Raw genomic sequence first — 15,894 nt, 5'->3', positions numbered from 1 at the left:
GGTCCGCCCACGCGCTGACCCGCGTCGGCTGCTCGGTGCCTGCCTGCCGGCCAGCCCGGCGACGGCGGTGACGCGGGTAGGCCGACGACCAGCGCCCGGGTCGCCGGGGCCAGGGCCGGGAGGCAGTCGGCTCCGACCGGTGTGCTCCTGCGGGTGCGCCGGCTCGGTCCCTGGCCGCCCGACGCGAGGTCGCATGCGTCGGCGCAAAGAAGTCGTTGCGCGAACGCATGCACCTGCCGGGCGCGGGTACGGCAGCCGTATCGAGACCCGACCAGCCCGCCGGCGCAGCACGGCGAGCAGATGAGAGGCGATGAGCGGATGGGACGCGTCGACCGGATCGCGGAGCCCTGGGGGACCAGGACGGCCTACGGGCCGGGTGAGGAGTGGCCGGTGCGGGTGGACGCGCACCTGGCCGAGGGCCTGACGGAGTCCGACGTGGACTCCTGGACGCAGTCGGCGTCGATCCTGCACTCCAACGGCGACGCGCTGGACATCGCGGTGAAGGACGGCAGGATCGTCGGGGTCCGGGGACGGGCCGAGGACCGCGTCAACCACGGCCGGCTCGGTCCCAAGGACCTCTACGGGTGGCAGGCCAACCACTCCCCCGACCGCCTGACCCGGCCGCTGATCCGCCGGGACGGGGAGCTCGTCGAGTGCGACTGGGAGACCGCCATGGCTGCGGTGGCCGGTCGCACGACCGAGCTGCTGGAGGAGCGCGGACCGTCGTCCATCGCGTTCTACACCTCCGGGCAGCTGTTCCTGGAGGAGTACTACACCCTCGGGCTCATCGCCCACGGTGGGATCGGCACCAGCCACGTCGACGGCAACACCCGGTTGTGCACCGCCACGGCGGCCGCCGCGCTGAAGGAGTCCTTCGCCTCCGACGGACAGCCCGGCTCCTACACCGACATCGACCACGCCGACGTCATCTGCCTCTACGGCCACAACATGGCCGAGACCCAGACGGTGCTGTGGACACGCATCCTGGACCGGCTGGCGGGACCCAACCCGCCGAAGATCGTGTGCGTGGACCCCCGCCGGACCCCGGTCGCGGACCACGCGACCGTGCACCTCGCCCCGCGGCCCGGCACCAACGTGATGCTGATGAACGCCCTGCTGCACGAGCTGCTCGAGCACGACTGGGTCGACCACGGGTACGTCGAGGCGCACGCGGTCGGCTTCGCCGAGCTCGAGAAGATGACGAGGGGCTGCACCGTCGAGCGTGCGGCGAAGGTGTGTGACGTCCCGGCCGAGGAGCTGCGGGAGGCGGCCCGGCTGATCGGCAGCTCCCAGCGGCTGGTGTCGACGGTGCTGCAGGGCTTCTACCAGTCCCACCAGTCCACGGCCGCCGCGGTCCAGGTCAACAACGTCCACATCGTCCGCGGCATGCTCGGCAGGCCGGGCTGCGGGATCCTGCAGATGAACGGGCAGCCCACCGCGCAGAACACCCGGGAGGCGGGCGCCGACGGCGACCTGCCGGCGTTCCGGAACTGGTCCAACGACGCCCACATCGAGGACCTGGCGAGGGTCTGGAACATCGACCCGATGGACATCCCGCACTACACCTCGCCCACGCACGCGATGCAGATCATGCGCTACGTCGAGGACGGCTCGGTCCGCCTCCTCTACGTGACCGCGACCAACCCGGCGGTGTCCATGCCCGAGCTGGCCCGGATGCGCAGCATCCTGTCCCAGGAACGGCTGTTCCTGGTGGTGCAGGACATCTTCCTCTCCGAGACCGCGCAGCTGGCCGACGTGGTGCTGCCGGCCGCGACCTGGGGCGAGAAGACGGGCACGTTCACCAACGTGGACCGGACCGTCCACCTGTCGGAGAAGGCCGTCGAGCCGCCGGGGGAGGCTCGGCCCGACCTGGACATCCTGCTGGACTACGCCCGCAGGCTGGACCTCCGCGACAAGGACGGCGACCCGCTGGTCAAGTGGACGACCCCGGAGGAGGCGTTCGAGGGCTGGAAGGAGTGCACCCGCGGCCGGCCCTGCGACTACACCGGCCTGTCCTACGACAAGCTCCGCGGCGGCAGCGGGATCCAGTGGCCCTGCAACGACGAGCACCCCGACGGCACCGAGCACATCTACGTCGACGGGCGCTTCTGGTCCGATCCGAGCTACTGCGAGAGCTACGGCAAGGACCTGGTCACCGGTGCCCCCGTGTCGCCGACGGAGTACAAGGCGCTGAACCCGGAGGCGAAGGCGGTCATCAAGGCGGCCGAGTACCTGCCCCCGCACGAGGTGCCGACGGCGGACCACCCCTTCCACCTCATCAGCGGGCGCACGCTGTACCACTTCCACACGAGGACCAAGACCGGCCGCGCCCCGCAGCTGCAGGCTGCCGCCCGCGAGGTGTGGGTGGAGGCCTCGGCCGGTGACGCCGCCCGGGCCGGGTGGGCCGAGGGCGACCTCCTGCGCATCAGCACGGAGCGCGGTGAGGTGCACGCCCGGCTCCGCATCAGCGGCATCCGCGACGGTGTGCTGTTCCTGCCGTTCCACTACGGCTACTGGGACACCCCGGTGGGGGACGGGCCCGACCGCCACACCCGTGCCGCGAACGAGCTGACCCGCACCGACTGGGACGCCGCCTCGAAGCAGCCGATCTTCAAGACGGCCGCCGCCGCCGCCACCCGGGTCTCGGCCTCCGACGGGACCCCCGCGCCGGCGCCGACCACGACCGCCTCACGACCGGTCGGTGCGGCGGTCCCACCCACCAGGGGGGACGACACCGCCCTGTCGGAGGAGACGCTGCACGACCAGGAAGGTGCCCGATGAACATCACCCAGACCCTGCGGAGCCTGCACGGCAACAAGGTCGGCGCGGCGATCGAGGAGCTGCACCGGGCCGAGAGCGACCTCAGCAAGGACCTGCGCAGCCTCTCGGACCGGCACGAGGTCGACCACGAGGTCTTCCACGTGGCCCGCGACGTCGCCCGGTGGTCCCGCGAGCACGTCCGACGCCTCAGCGAGGTCGGTCGGGACTACGGGCTCGAGCTCGACCCCGAGGCGGAGGACGAGGCGACGCTGCTGGCCCGGATCCAGCAGAAGGGCGCGGAGCTCACCGGGCGCTTCCACGAGCCGGCGCTCGTGCTGCTGGCCGACCTGCGCCACCTCCACCGCACCGCAGCCGGGGTCTCCCTGGACTGGGAGGTCCTCGCGCAGACCGCCCAGGCCATGAAGGACCGCGAGCTCCTCGCCGTCGCCGAGGACTGCCACCCCGAGACCCTGCGCCAGATGAGGTGGGCGAACTCGATGGTCAAGGCCACCGCCGCCCAGGTCATGGTCACCGGCTGAGGACCCCTGTGAGCCACGAGACCCCCGTACCGGACCCGACCTCCGCGGTCCGGGTCGTGCTTCGCCCGATCGCCAGCCCGTTGCCCCTCGGGTTCCTCGCGCTGACGGTCGCCACCGTCGCGTTCGCCAGCGTGCAGCTCTCCTGGGTCCCGCAGGACCAGGGGCACACCGTCGCACTCGGGGTGCTCGTCCTCACGGTGCCGCTGCAGCTCCTGGCCGCGGTCATGGGGTTCCTGGCCCGTGACCCGGTGGCCGCGACCGGCATGGGCATCCTCTCGGGCACCTGGGCCGCGGCCTGCCTGGCCACCCTCACCTCCGCACCCGGCACCACCAGCGCGGGACTCGGCGTCATCCTGCTCCTCTCAGCGGCGTGCCTCCTGGTCCCGGCCGTGGCGGCCCGCCACAAGGCGGTCCCGGCCCTCGTCATCCTCACCAGCGCCACCCGCTTCGCGGTGACCGGCGTCGCCGAGCTCGACGGAGGACGCACCTGGATGCACGCTGCCGGGTGGGTCGGCATCGCCCTGGCCGTCCTGAGCGGCTACGCCGCCCTGGCCCTGGAGCTCGAGGGGAGCGAGTCACGGACCGTGCTCCCGCTCGGCCGCACCGGCGCCAGCCGGAAGGCGGTGGAGGGCCGGATGGTCGACCAGCTCGACCACGTCGCCACCGAACCCGGCGTGCGCGAGCAGCTGTGAGGGACGACGTGGACGAGCAGCAGGCCCGGACCACCGAGGCGATGATGACGGTCTCGCGGACCCTGACCGCGATCGTCGCCCGGACCCTCCACGACGTCGCCGAGCAGATCACCGTGCCCCAGCTGCGGGTGCTGGTGCTCCTGGACACCCGGGGGCCGATGAACCTCACCACGATCGCCCAGCACCTCGACGTCAACCCCTCCAACGCCAGCCGCACCTGCGACCAGCTCGTCACCACTGGCCGGGTCCTGCGCGCACCCGACCCTCAGGACGGTCGCAGCACGGTGCTGGCGCTGACCGCCGACGGAGCCCGGTTCGTGGCCGAGCTGATGAGCAGTCGGAGGCGACTCGTCGACGACGTCGTCTCCCGGATGGGCCCCGCCGACCGACGCGCCCTCGAGCGGGGTCTCGAGGCCTTCATGACCGCCGTCGAGGCCGCTCCCGCGGAGGAGACGATCGGTCTGGCGGACGGGCGGATCATCCCGTGGCTGATGTGATCCAGGTCCGGCCAGCTGTCCGACCGGCCCCCTCGGTGACCGGGTGGAGCCAGCACGCGCAGTGCGACACCGAGCGCGAGGGCGGGTCGGCGGGACCCAGGCCGGTCCCCACCCGAGGTCGTGCAGCGTGGGAGCGCCGCGACGTCACCGACCGACGTGGAAGGAGCTAGGACGCCACATGGACATCGCGACGTTGGTGGTGTGCTTCTCCGCGGTGCTCGTGGTCGCGGTGCTGCTGTCGGAGCTGGCGGATCGGACGGTGCTGTCGACAGCGGTGCTGTTCCTGGTGGCGGGCTTCCTGCTCGGTCCCGGCGTCCTGGACGTGCTCCAGGTGCAGTCCGGCGACCCGGCGGTGTCGGTGCTGGCCGAGCTCGCGCTGTTCTCGGTGCTGTACAGCGACGGGATGCGGGTCGGCGTCACGGACCTGCGGCGAGCCTGGCGGCTGCCGGGCCGTGCGCTGGTGCTCGGGCTCCCGCTCACGTTGCTGGTCACCGCGGCGTTGGCGCACTGGGTGGTGGGCCTGCCCTGGCTGGAGTCGCTGCTGCTGGGGGCCGTGCTCTCACCCACCGACCCGGTGTTCGCGGCTGCCATCGTCGGGAGGCGGGAGGTGCCGCCGCGGCTGCGTCACCTGCTCAACGTCGAGTCCGGGGTGAACGACGGCCTGGCGCTCCCGATCGTCCTGGTCCTGCTCGCCGCAGCAGGCGGTACGGAGGCGAGCGGCTGGACCCTGGCCACGGAGCTCGCGCTCGGGGTGGTCATCGGCGTCGCCGTGCCCTGGTCGGTGCTGCGGCTGGAGCGTCTGCGCTTCTTCTCCGCCGTCCAGCGCCTGCAGCCGCTGCTGCCAGCAGCCGTGGGCCTGCTGGTGCTCGGGCTGTGCCTCACCACGCAGGCCAACCTCTTCCTGGGGGCCTTCGCCGCCGGGGCCACCGTCGCGACCATGTCCCAGGAGCTCCGCCACGAGTTCGAGCAGCTGGGTGAGCTGGTGGCCGAGCAGCTGAAGCTCGTGGCGGTCCTGGTCTTCGCGGCCCTGATGACGCCCACCTTCCTCGTCGAGGAGATCGCCTGGACCGGCTGGGTCTTCGCCGTCCTCGCCCTCGTCGTCGCGCGCCCGGTCGCGCTCGGGCTGTCCTTCAGCGGCTCCGGACTGGGTCCGCGCGAGCAGGCGGCCGCCATGTGGTTCGGTCCGAAGGGGTTCGCCTCGGTCGTCTACGGACTCATCGTGCTGGAGTCCGGGGTCGACCTGGCCGACGAGCTGTTCCACCTGACGGCCCTGACGGTCAGTCTGTCCATCCTCGCCCACTCGTCCACCGACGTGGCGGTGGCTCGTCAGTTCATCGACACCGACATCCGCGCCGGAGGGTCCTCGGAGACGCACTGAGCGAGGCCCCGGACCCGACGGACCGGCTCTGCTCCCGACGACTCCGTGACGGTGGGGGAGCGCTCACGGCCGGGACCGTCGGTGCCTCCGCGAGGAGCACCGCGTGGCGTGCGTGGCGGTCCTGGCCGTCCGCAGGGTGATGGCGCGCGAGGACCCGGAGGGTGCCCCGCCGCTGCCGCCCGCCCGCGTGGTGCACTGGGTGTCGGTGTTCCGATGTCACCGGGCCGGTGATATCTTGAGGTCAAGACAAATCGCAGACCGGGAAGTGAGCCCCCATGAGTGTCAACAGCTTCGGCGCGAAGTCGAACTTGGACGTCGACGGCGAGTCCTACGAGATCTTCCGGCTGGACGCGGTGGAGGGTTCGGAGTCGCTGCCCTACAGCCTGAAGATCCTGCTGGAGAACCTGCTGCGGACCGAGGACGGCGCCAACATCACCGCCGACCACATCCGTGACCTGGCGCAGTGGGACCCCGCGGCCCAGCCCAGCAAGGAGATCCAGTTCACCCCCGCCCGGGTGATCATGCAGGACTTCACCGGCGTGCCCTGCGTGGTCGACCTGGCCACCATGCGCGAGGCCATGGCCGAGATGGGCGGTGACCCCTCCCGGATCAACCCGCTGGCCCCGGCCGAGCTCGTCATCGACCACTCCGTCATCGCCGACGTCTTCGGCACCGCCGACGCGTTCACCAAGAACGTCGAGATCGAGTACGGCCGCAACCGCGAGCGCTACCAGTTCCTGCGCTGGGGCCAGGGCGCCTTCGACGACTTCGTGGTCGTCCCCCCGGGCACCGGCATCGTGCACCAGGTCAACATCGAGCACCTGGCCCGCGTGGTGTTCCCGCGCGAGATCACCCAGCCCGACGGCAGCACCGTCCGCCAGGCCTACCCCGACACCTGCGTCGGCACCGACTCCCACACCACCATGGTCAACGGCCTCGGCGTCGTCGGCTGGGGCGTGGGCGGCATCGAGGCCGAGGCGGCCATGCTGGGCCAGCCCGTCTCGATGCTGGTGCCCCGCGTGGTCGGCTTCAAGCTCTCCGGCGCGCTGCCCGAGGGCGCCACCGCCACGGACCTGGTGCTGACCATCACCGAGATGCTGCGCGCCCACAAGGTCGTCGGCAAGTTCGTCGAGTTCTACGGCCCCGGCGTCTCCTCGGTGCCGCTGGCCAACCGGGCCACCATCGGCAACATGTCCCCGGAGTACGGCTCGACCATCGCCGTCTTCCCGATCGACCACCACACCACCGACTACATGCGTCTCACCGGGCGCAGTGCCGAGCAGATCGCGCTGGTCGAGGCCTACGCCCGCACCCAGGGCCTGTGGCACGACGACACCCGCGAGGCCAAGTACAGCGAGTACCTCGAGCTCGACCTCGCCACCGTGGTGCCCAGCATCGCCGGGCCCAAGCGCCCGCAGGACCGGGTGCTGCTGAGCGAGGCGAAGCAGGGCTTCCGGGTGGCGCTGCGCGACTACGTCAAGGACGTCGAGACCCCCGGGGACGCCGTCGACGAGGCCTCCGAGGAGAGCTTCCCCGCCTCCGACTCGCCGTCCACCAGCGTGCCCGGTGAGGAGGAGCCGTCGGTGGTCACCCGGCTGGCCGACAAGGCCAAGGACGCCGTCCAGGACGTCGCCGCCCGGGTGCAGGACAAGGCCCCCGGCGCCAGCGAGCGGGCCGGGTCCCTGATCGGTCGTGTGGCCGACGCCGGTGCGCGTGCGGTCAGCCAGGTGCAGGCCCGCTCCGGTGGACGTCCCAGCAAGCCGACCCCGGTCACCCTCTCCAGCGGCGAGAGCTTCACCCTCGACCACGGTGCGGTCACGGTCGCGGCGATCACCTCCTGCACCAACACCTCCAACCCGAGCGTCATGGTGGGGGCGGCGCTGGTGGCGAAGAAGGCCGTCGAACGCGGGCTGAACCGCAAGCCGTGGGTGAAGACCACCCTGGCCCCGGGGTCCAAGGTCGTCATGGACTACTACGACAAGGCCGGTCTGACGCCCTACCTGGACAAGCTCGGCTTCAACCTCGTCGGCTACGGCTGCACCACCTGCATCGGGAACTCCGGGCCGCTGATCCCGGAGGTCAGCGAGGCGATCAACGCCGCCGACCTGGCCGTCACCTCGGTGCTGTCGGGCAACCGCAACTTCGAGGGCCGGATCAACCCGGACGTGAAGATGAACTACCTGGCCTCCCCGCCGCTGGTGGTCGTCTACGCCCTGGCCGGCACGATGGACATCGACCTGAACACGGAGCCCCTGGGCACCGACGAGCATGGCGACGACGTCTACATGCGCGACCTTTGGCCGACCCAGGCCGAGATCGACGCGGTGCTGGCCACCGCGATCAACTCGCAGATGTTCAGCGACTCCTACGTCGACGTCTTCGCCGGCGACCAGCAGTGGCAGTCCCTGCCCACCCCGACCGGCGACACCTTCGCCTGGGACGAGCAGTCGACCTACGTCCGGCGTCCTCCGTACTTCGAGGACATGCCGGCCGAGCCGCAGCCGGTCACCGACATCGACGGCGCCCGGGTGCTGCTCAAGCTCGGCGACTCGATCACCACCGACCACATCAGCCCGGCCGGTGCGATCAAGACCGACAGCCCGGCCGGCCACTACCTCGCCGAGCACGGGGTCGAGCGCAAGGACTTCAACTCCTACGGCTCGCGCCGAGGCAACCACGAGGTGATGATCCGGGGCACCTTCGCCAACATCCGGCTGCGCAACCAGCTGGCTCCCGGCACCGAGGGCGGCGTCACCCGCGACTTCACCCGCGGTGGGGCGGAGACCACGGTCTACGAGGCCTCGGAGAGCTACCTGGCCGCCGGCATCCCGCTGGTGGTGCTGGCCGGCAAGGAGTACGGCTCCGGGTCCTCCCGCGACTGGGCGGCCAAGGGCACCGCGCTGCTCGGGGTCAAGGCGGTCGTGGCGGAGTCCTACGAGCGGATCCACCGCTCGAACCTGATCGGCATGGGCGTGCTGCCGCTGCAGTTCCCCGAGGGCCAGACCGCGGAGTCGCTCGGGCTGACCGGTGAGGAGACCTTCTCGGTCAGCGGTGTCACCGCGCTCAACGACGGCGGCATCCCCGCCACCGTGACGGTCACCGCGACCCCCCAGGGTGGCGAGCCGGTGGTCTTCGAGGCCACGGTGCGGATCGACACCCCCGGTGAGGCGGACTACTACCGCAACGGCGGGATCATGCAGTACGTGCTGCGCTCGCTGCGCAACAAGGGCTGAGGCCTCCCGCCGACGTCCTGACGAGGGGCTCCCGACCACGGTCGGGGGCCCCTCGTGGCGTCGTACGGGGGGCATCGCGTTCGCAGGCCCGGGGAGTCGGGGCTTGCTGGCCGGGGGAGAGCGGCTCAGTCCAGGGCGGCGCCGAGGTCGGCGGCCATCCGGGCGGCCTCGCCCTCGGCGTAGCGGGTCCGCGGCCAGAAGAACCCGCGCAACCCGTCCTTGCGGCGCCGGGGCACCACGTGCAGGTGCAGGTGCGGCACCGACTGGCTGACCACGTTGTTGACGGCCATGAAGGTGCCGTGGGCGCCGAGCACGTCGGCCTGGGCCCGGGCCACCCGCTGGGCCAGCACCAGCAGCGGCGTCATCAGCTCCCGGGGCAGCTCCAGCGCGGTCTCCACGTGGGCGAGCGGGGCGATCAGCACGTGGCCCTTGAACACCGGCCGGTGGTCGAGGAAGGCGATCAGCTCCGGCGTCCGGGTGACCACGGCGGCCTCCAGCTCGCCCGCGACGATCTGGCACACGACGTCGGCGGCGGCAGTCACGCCGCCATCGTAGGACCCGGCGCCGACACGACGGCGCGGCTCTGGTGCAGCCCCGGTGCCGCGCCCTACAGTCCTGTCACCGGTGGCGGTCCCGCCGCAACCACGTCCAGGTCAGGAGCCCACGATGTCCCTCCGTGCTGAGAGCCCGGCCCGACTCGACCCGGTCGTCCGGGTCAAGCTGTCGGCGATGATGTTCCTGGAGTTCTTCGTCTGGGGTGCCTGGTTCGTCACCCTCGGCACCTACCTGGCCCAGGAGCTCGGCGCGAGCGGGAGCCAGATCAGCCTCGCCTTCCTGACCCAGTCCCTCGGGGCCATCCTCGCCCCGCTGGTGGTGGGGCTGGTCGCGGACCGGTACTTCGCCGCCCAGAAGGTGTTCGGGGTGCTGCACCTGGTGGCCGCGGTGATGATGTTCCTGGCCGGCCAGGCGGGATCCTTCGGCCCCTTCTTCGGTGCCGCGCTGGTCTACATGATCGTCTTCATGCCGACCCTCGGTCTGGTCAACTCGATCTCGTTCAACCAGCTCCGCGACCCCGAGAAGCAGTTCCCGGCCATCCGCGTCTTCGGCACCCTGGGCTGGATCGTGGCCGGTCTCATCATCGGCTGGTTCGGCTGGGAGCAGGGTGGCAGCCTCGAGCTCACCTTCCTGATGGCCGCGGTCGGCTCGGCCCTCCTCGGGGTGTTCGCCTTCTTCCTGCCCGACACCCCGCCGCGGGGCCGCGACCGCGGTGGCTCGATCGGGCAGCTGCTCGGTCTGGACGCGCTCGGTCTGCTGAAGAGCCGCTCCTACCTGACCTTCTTCATCTCCTCGGTCCTGATCTGCATCCCGCTGGCCTTCTACTACAACTTCACCAACCTCTACCTCAACGAGAGCGGCGTCCAGGCGGCGGCGGCCTACCAGTCGCTGGGGCAGATGTCGGAGGCGCTGTTCCTGCTGGCGATGCCGTTCCTGCTCCGCCGGCTCGGGTTCAAGAAGACGCTGCTGGTGGGCATGCTGGCCTGGGCGCTGCGCTACGTGCTGTTCGGTTTCGGCGACACCGGCTCCATGTTCTGGATGATCCTGATCGGCCTGGTCCTGCACGGCATCTGCTACGACTTCTTCTTCGTGGCCGGTCAGATCTACACCGACAAGTACGCCCCCTCCCACGTCCGCAGCTCCGCCCAGGGCCTGATCTCGATGGCGACCTACGGTCTCGGTCTGCTGATCGGCTCGCTGATCTCGGGCCCGATCGTCGACGCCTACGTCACCGAGGGCGGCCACGCCTGGACCTCGATCTGGCTGATCCCGGCCGGGCTGGCCGTGGTGGTCTCGATCTTCTTCTTCCTGTTCTTCCGCGAGGAGGTCCCGGTGGAGGCGGCGACGGCGGACCGGACGCCGACCCCGGTCTGAGCACCGACGGTGGTGGTCGAGCCCCGGTAGCGGTGTACCGGGACTCGACCACCGGCCCGGCCGGTCACCGGATGCCCATCGGCTCAGAGCTCGAGGGCCGCAGCCAACCTGGCCCAGGCCGTGACACCGGCGGGGAGCGACCCGACCTGGTGCCACGCCACCTGGTCGACCTCCTCGACCTGTGCCGGGACCGGGTCCCCGTCGACCGAGGCAGAGAACAGCAGCCGCACACCGTGGCGCTGCACCCCGTCACCCAGGTCGTAGACGTCGTCGTGGACGGCCAGCAGCCGTCCCACCCGGGCGACCAGACCGGTCTCCTCCCGCACCTCACGGATCACCGCGTCGCCCGGGTGCTCACCGAACTCCAGGCCACCGCCCGGCAACGTCCAGAGCCCCGCTGCCGGGCCCGGGGCCACCTGGTGGACCAGGAGCAGCGCACCCGCCCTCCTGCAGACGCCGTAGGCGCTCACCCGCGTCGATCGACTCACCCGGCGACCGTAACGGCCTCGGGGGTGGTGATGCTCGCGCCCGACCACCCCGTGGCTGCTCATGATGCAGCCGGTGAGGTCCCCGGTCACCGAGCCTCGGTGATCCGGCGCGCTCGCTGACCCGCGCGCCGCAAGCGTCCCGCCCGCCCGCCCGTCCGGGGAAACGGTCCCGCAGCCGCGGCTGACGGCGGGCACCGGTTGGCGAGGAGGGCGTCGAGGAGGCACACTGGTCGAACAGACGTTCGATTGGAGTCGCGATGAGCCAGACGCAGGTGTGGGTGCCGCCGGGGTGGCCGGAGACGGTCCACCCGCCGGGTGCCCCGGGCTGGGAGGCGACCGCCACCGAGTTCCTGCTCGACTGCTGCCCGGCCGACTACCGCCGCTACGCGGTGCTGCGCCGCCACCCGGTGGTGCTGGCCCGCTTCGCCACCGAGTACGTCGAGGGGCAGCTGGCCTCCAGCCGGTCCGGGCTCTCGCAGGTCCGGGTGGCGCTGGCCCAGCACGTCGCCCCCGAGGTGGTGGAGTCCGCGGCCAGCGCCTGGCAGGAGCAGACCGCCCAGCTGACCCGGACCCGGCGCGCGGTCTCGCTGGTGGAGGAGGCGCTGCGGGGTCGGGTGTTCGTGGCACGACTGTGAGCAGATGCCGTCTCCGACCGTGGTCGCGACCTGCCGGTGAGGGTCGCCTCATCCCCGTCGGGATGGGGGTCCGCGCCTAGACTCGGACGCATGCCGTACCTCGACCGGATCGACTCACCCGCCGACCTGCAGGGCCTCACCCGTCCGCAGCTCGACGAGCTCGCCGAGGAGATCCGCGAGTTCCTGGTCACCAACGTCAGCCGGACCGGGGGCCACCTCGGTCCCAACCTCGGCGTCGTCGAGCTGACCCTGGCCCTGCACCGGGTCTTCGAGTCCCCGCGGGACCCGATCGTCTTCGACACCGGCCACCAGTCCTACGTGCACAAGCTGCTCACCGGTCGCCGTGCGGGGTTCGACCGGCTCCGCCAGTCCGGCGGGATGTCGGGCTACCCCAGCCGCGCGGAGTCCGAGCACGACTGGGTGGAGAACTCCCACGCCTCGACCGCGCTGTCCTGGGCCGACGGCCTGGCCAAGGCCAAGGTGCTGCGCGGTGAGGACGGCACCGTGGTGGCCGTGGTCGGGGACGGCTCGCTGACCGGCGGGATGGCCTGGGAGGCCCTCAACAACATCGCCTTCCAGCCCGACCTCCCGGTGGTGGTCGTGGTCAACGACAACGGCCGCTCCTACACCCCCACCGTCGGTGGCATCGCCAACCAGCTGGCCGCGCTGCGCACCGACCGCCGCTACGAGCAGGTGCTGGACCTGGTGCGCCGCAGCGTCAGCGGCACCCCGCTGGTCGGCGGGCCGGCCTACGAGCTGCTGCACGGCATCAAGATCGGTCTCAAGGACGTGCTGGCCCCGCAGGGGATGTTCTCCGACCTCGGGCTGAAGTACGTCGGCCCGATCGACGGCCACGACGTCGAGGCCGTCGAGCGCGCGCTCCGCCAGGCCAAGCGCTTCGGCGGTCCGGTGCTGGTGCACTGCCTGACCGTCAAGGGCAAGGGGTTCCTGGCCGCCGAGAGGCACGAGGAGGACCGGTTCCACGCCGTGGGCCAGATCGACGCCCACACCGGGGAGCCGCTGTCCTCGATCGTGCCGCACATCTGGACCAACGTCTTCGCCGAGGCCATGGTCGAGCTCGGCGGGCAGCGCGACGACCTGGTGGCCATCACCGCGGCGATGCTGCACCCCACCGGGCTGAACCAGTTCGCGGTCAGCTACCCGGCCCGTACCTTCGACGTCGGCATCGCCGAGCAGCACGCGTTCACGGCTGCCGCCGGGCTGGCCAGCGCCGGGCTGCACCCGGTGGTGGCGGTGTACTCCACCTTCCTCAACCGCGCCTTCGACCAGCTGCTGATGGACGTCGCGCTGCACCGCCTAGGCGTCACCGTGGTGCTGGACCGCGCCGGCGTCACCGGCACCGACGGCGCCAGCCACAACGGGATGTGGGACCTGTCCATCTGCGGGGTGGTCCCCGGGCTGCAGCTCGCCGCCCCCCGCGACGGTCGGCGGCTGCGCGAGGCGCTGGCCCACGCGGTCACCGTCGACGACGCCCCCACCGTGATCCGCTTCTCCAAGGAGAAGGTCCCTGACGACATCGAGGCCGTCAGCCACCGCGACGGCCTGGACCTGCTGCACGTGGACCGCGAGCCGCGGGTGCTGGTGGTCGGCCACGGCCAGATGGCCGGTCTGGCCCTCGACGTGGCCGCCCGGCTGGGGCAGCAGGGGATCGGGGCCACCGTGGCCGACCCGCTCTGGGCCCTGCCGGTCAAGCAGTCGCTGCTCGCCCTGGCTGCCGAGCACGAGCTGGTGATCAGCATCGAGGACAGCGGGGTGGTCGGCGGTCTGGGGTCCCGGCTGCTGCTGGAGATGTCGGCGGCCGGGGTGACCACACCGGTCCAGGTGTGCGGGATCCCGCAGGAGTTCCTGCCGCACGCCAGCCGCGCGGAGCTGCTGGAGCAGATCGGTCTCACCGCCCCCGCCGTGGCCCGCCGCGCCGTCGAGGCGGTCGCCCGTCTGGACGAGGCCGCCACGGAGGCGGCGACGCAGCCGCGCTGAGCCCGACAGAGGTGCCGCCCGCGCTCAGCCCGTTGGCGGCGCCGGGCTGAGCCAGTCGGCGGCGCCGCTCGCCGAGCCCGTCGGCGGCCCAGCTGCGCGGAGCCTGACCCCGACGCCGACGCGCTGGGGCCGCGCGTCGGGTGGACGCACCCGCCGGGCGCGGAGTTGGATGTCGGTGCACCCCGGTGGGGTGCACCACCCCCCCCCGTGAGAAGGCAGCATGCAGCTCAAGCGTCCCCAGACCATCGGCCTGGCCGTGGCCGCCGCCGTCGTGGTGGCTGCGGTCGTCGTGGCCGTCGCCCTCGGTGGCCGTGGCCCGTCGGCCGCCCCCGCCACCCCGGGACCCGCCCCGTCCAGCGCCGCCCCGAGCCCCAGCGCCACCCCCACCCCGAGCCCCAGCCCGACGCCCGAGCCCGAACCGGTCGACCCGCTGACCGGCGAGGAGGTGGTCGAGGCGGAGGTGTTCGCGGTGAAGATCGACAACCTGGCCCCCGCCCGGCCCCAGCTGGGGCTCTCCTCGGCCGACATCGTGGTGGCCGAGGAGGTCGAGGCCGGCCTGTCGCGGCTGGTGGCGGTCTTCCACACCGAGTTCCCCGACCGGGTCGGCCCGGTCCGCAGCGCGCGGAACACCGACGTGGAGCTGCTGCCGCTGTTCGGGGAGCCCGGGCTGGTCTACAGCGGGGCCAACTCCAAGGTGCAGGCGAACGTCCGCGGCTCGAAGCACCTGGTGCCCATCGAGCGCAGCGACCGCGACAGCACCCGGCCAGCCCCGCACAACGTGGTGGTCGACCTCGGGGCGCTGGCGAAGCAGCACGAGGTGGGGGAGGCCCGCGACATCGGCTGGGAGTTCGGCGACCAGGACGACGCCTGGGACGGTGCCGAGGACAGCGACGACCTGGCGGTGGGCATCGGCGGGGACGACTTCACCTTCGAGCGTCGCGACGACCGCTACCAGCCCGCCGTCAACGGCGACCCCTACACCGACGGTGGCGACGCCGTCCTGGTCGACAACGTGGTGGTGCTCTCGGTGCGCAACCGCGACGACGAGGACACCACCTCCAGCCAGTCGATCGTCTCCGAGACCACCGGCAAGGGAAAGGTCGAGGTGACCCGCGAGGGCCGTACCCTGACCGGCACCTGGCGCCGTGACGAGGTGGAGGACCCGATGACCTTCACCGACGAGGACGGCGAGCCGATGCTGCTCAAGCCGGGCAGCAGCTGGGTTCTGCTCAAGGGCTGAGCGGCTCGTCCCCGATCGGTCCGGACGGGCGGGACCCGCCAGCTGGTCAGGGTCTTGTCGGTCCCGTGGGTCACTGCACTCGTCGTCGCGCGTCGCCGCTCACAGCTCTCGGCAGGTGCCGCAGACCGGCCGAGCGACGTCGACGGCTGACGGCTGCTAGTGCCGGCCGGGGTAGGGATCATCCTCGGAGTCCCCGCCGCTGAGGGTCTCGTAGTGGCCGCTGCCGCAGCTGGGGCAGGGCGGCAGGTGCTTGGTGGAGCCGACCTGCAGCCGGTAGCCGCACTGGGTGCACGGGTAGGTGCCGGCGGAGACGTCGCTGCCGGCGGGAACGGGATCAGCCATACCGGGCTGATACCCGCCTCGAGTCCAGCCGCACGTGGACGAAGCGCAGCGGTACCGCCGCCGAGGCCGCAGGAGCGGCCCGACCTGACCGACCTGGCGAGGAGTCAGCGGAGCCCGGACCAGATCTGCACGTCCCGTCCTCGGCCCAGGAGCCCACCACAAC

The 15,894-nt window shown here is 71.9% G+C and carries 13 protein-coding genes; 10 read left to right on the top strand and 3 right to left on the bottom strand.

Going from position 1 to position 15,894, the window contains the following annotated elements; all coding sequences use genetic code 11:
- Positions 1 to 318 precede the first annotated feature (318 nt).
- From BLT52_RS16045 to BLT52_RS16020, 6 genes are all read left to right on the top strand, one after another.
- Positions 319 to 2,781 carry a molybdopterin oxidoreductase family protein gene (locus BLT52_RS16045; protein ID WP_090594946.1) on the top strand — a complete coding sequence of 821 codons (2,463 nt, stop codon included), beginning with the start codon at positions 319 to 321 and terminating at the stop codon, positions 2,779 to 2,781.
- The gene (locus BLT52_RS16040; protein WP_090594945.1) at positions 2,778 to 3,299 is read left to right on the top strand and encodes a hypothetical protein; all 522 of its coding nucleotides are present in this window, start codon (positions 2,778 to 2,780) and stop codon (positions 3,297 to 3,299) included. Before BLT52_RS16045 ends, BLT52_RS16040 begins: the two co-directional genes overlap by 4 nt.
- Before the next feature lie 8 nt (positions 3,300 to 3,307).
- The gene (locus BLT52_RS16035; protein WP_090594944.1) at positions 3,308 to 3,991 is read left to right on the top strand and encodes an acetate uptake transporter family protein; all 684 of its coding nucleotides are present in this window, start codon (positions 3,308 to 3,310) and stop codon (positions 3,989 to 3,991) included.
- An 8-nt stretch (positions 3,992 to 3,999) separates the two neighbouring features.
- Complete coding sequence (locus tag BLT52_RS16030) at positions 4,000 to 4,488, top strand: MarR family winged helix-turn-helix transcriptional regulator (protein ID WP_090594942.1); 489 nt, start codon at positions 4,000 to 4,002, stop codon at positions 4,486 to 4,488.
- Positions 4,489 to 4,666: 178 nt separating this feature from the next.
- Positions 4,667 to 5,866: a cation:proton antiporter domain-containing protein gene (locus BLT52_RS16025; RefSeq protein ID WP_090594941.1), complete on the top strand. Its 1,200-nt coding sequence runs from the start codon at positions 4,667 to 4,669 to the stop codon at positions 5,864 to 5,866.
- 275 nt (positions 5,867 to 6,141) lie between these two features.
- Complete coding sequence (locus BLT52_RS16020; RefSeq protein ID WP_090594940.1) at positions 6,142 to 9,099, top strand: aconitate hydratase; 2,958 nt, start codon at positions 6,142 to 6,144, stop codon at positions 9,097 to 9,099.
- A gap of 125 nt (positions 9,100 to 9,224) precedes the next feature.
- On the opposite strand, the gene BLT52_RS16015 is transcribed toward BLT52_RS16020, so the two are convergent.
- Entirely contained in the window at positions 9,225 to 9,641 is a 417-nt protein-coding gene (locus BLT52_RS16015) for an HIT family protein (protein WP_090594938.1), read from the bottom strand.
- 124 nt (positions 9,642 to 9,765) lie between these two features.
- Between BLT52_RS16015 and BLT52_RS16010 the strand changes: the two genes are divergently transcribed.
- The gene (locus BLT52_RS16010) at positions 9,766 to 11,028 is read left to right on the top strand and encodes a nucleoside permease (protein WP_090594937.1); all 1,263 of its coding nucleotides are present in this window, start codon (positions 9,766 to 9,768) and stop codon (positions 11,026 to 11,028) included.
- 83 nt (positions 11,029 to 11,111) lie between these two features.
- Here the strand turns inward: BLT52_RS16010 and BLT52_RS16005 are convergent, their stop codons facing one another.
- A complete protein-coding gene (locus BLT52_RS16005; protein ID WP_231946352.1) occupies positions 11,112 to 11,516 on the bottom strand; it encodes an NUDIX hydrolase in 405 nt (134 codons plus the stop codon).
- A 257-nt stretch (positions 11,517 to 11,773) separates the two neighbouring features.
- On the opposite strand from BLT52_RS16005, the gene BLT52_RS16000 reads away from it, so the two are divergent.
- The 3 genes from BLT52_RS16000 to BLT52_RS15990 all read left to right on the top strand — a co-directional run bounded on the left by BLT52_RS16000 (position 11,774) and on the right by BLT52_RS15990 (position 15,389).
- The gene (locus tag BLT52_RS16000; RefSeq protein ID WP_090594935.1) at positions 11,774 to 12,151 is read left to right on the top strand and encodes a hypothetical protein; all 378 of its coding nucleotides are present in this window, start codon (positions 11,774 to 11,776) and stop codon (positions 12,149 to 12,151) included.
- Positions 12,152 to 12,241: 90 nt separating this feature from the next.
- Positions 12,242 to 14,149: a 1-deoxy-D-xylulose-5-phosphate synthase gene (gene dxs, locus BLT52_RS15995; RefSeq protein WP_090594934.1), complete on the top strand. Its 1,908-nt coding sequence runs from the start codon at positions 12,242 to 12,244 to the stop codon at positions 14,147 to 14,149.
- A gap of 220 nt (positions 14,150 to 14,369) precedes the next feature.
- The gene (locus tag BLT52_RS15990) at positions 14,370 to 15,389 is read left to right on the top strand and encodes a DUF3048 domain-containing protein (protein ID WP_090594933.1); all 1,020 of its coding nucleotides are present in this window, start codon (positions 14,370 to 14,372) and stop codon (positions 15,387 to 15,389) included.
- Positions 15,390 to 15,545: 156 nt separating this feature from the next.
- Here BLT52_RS15990 and BLT52_RS15985 read toward each other — a convergent pair whose 3' ends face one another.
- Positions 15,546 to 15,731 (bottom strand): zinc ribbon-containing protein, encoded by a 186-nt coding sequence (locus tag BLT52_RS15985; protein ID WP_090594932.1) that lies wholly within the window; start codon positions 15,729 to 15,731, stop codon positions 15,546 to 15,548.
- Positions 15,732 to 15,894 lie beyond the last annotated feature (163 nt).

It is taken from the genome of Auraticoccus monumenti, assembly GCF_900101785.1.
Classification (GTDB): Bacteria; Actinomycetota; Actinomycetes; order Propionibacteriales; family Propionibacteriaceae; genus Auraticoccus; species Auraticoccus monumenti.
The sequence above is the reverse complement of the archived record's forward strand: the minus strand, read 5'-3'. Positions and strand labels throughout refer to the sequence as shown.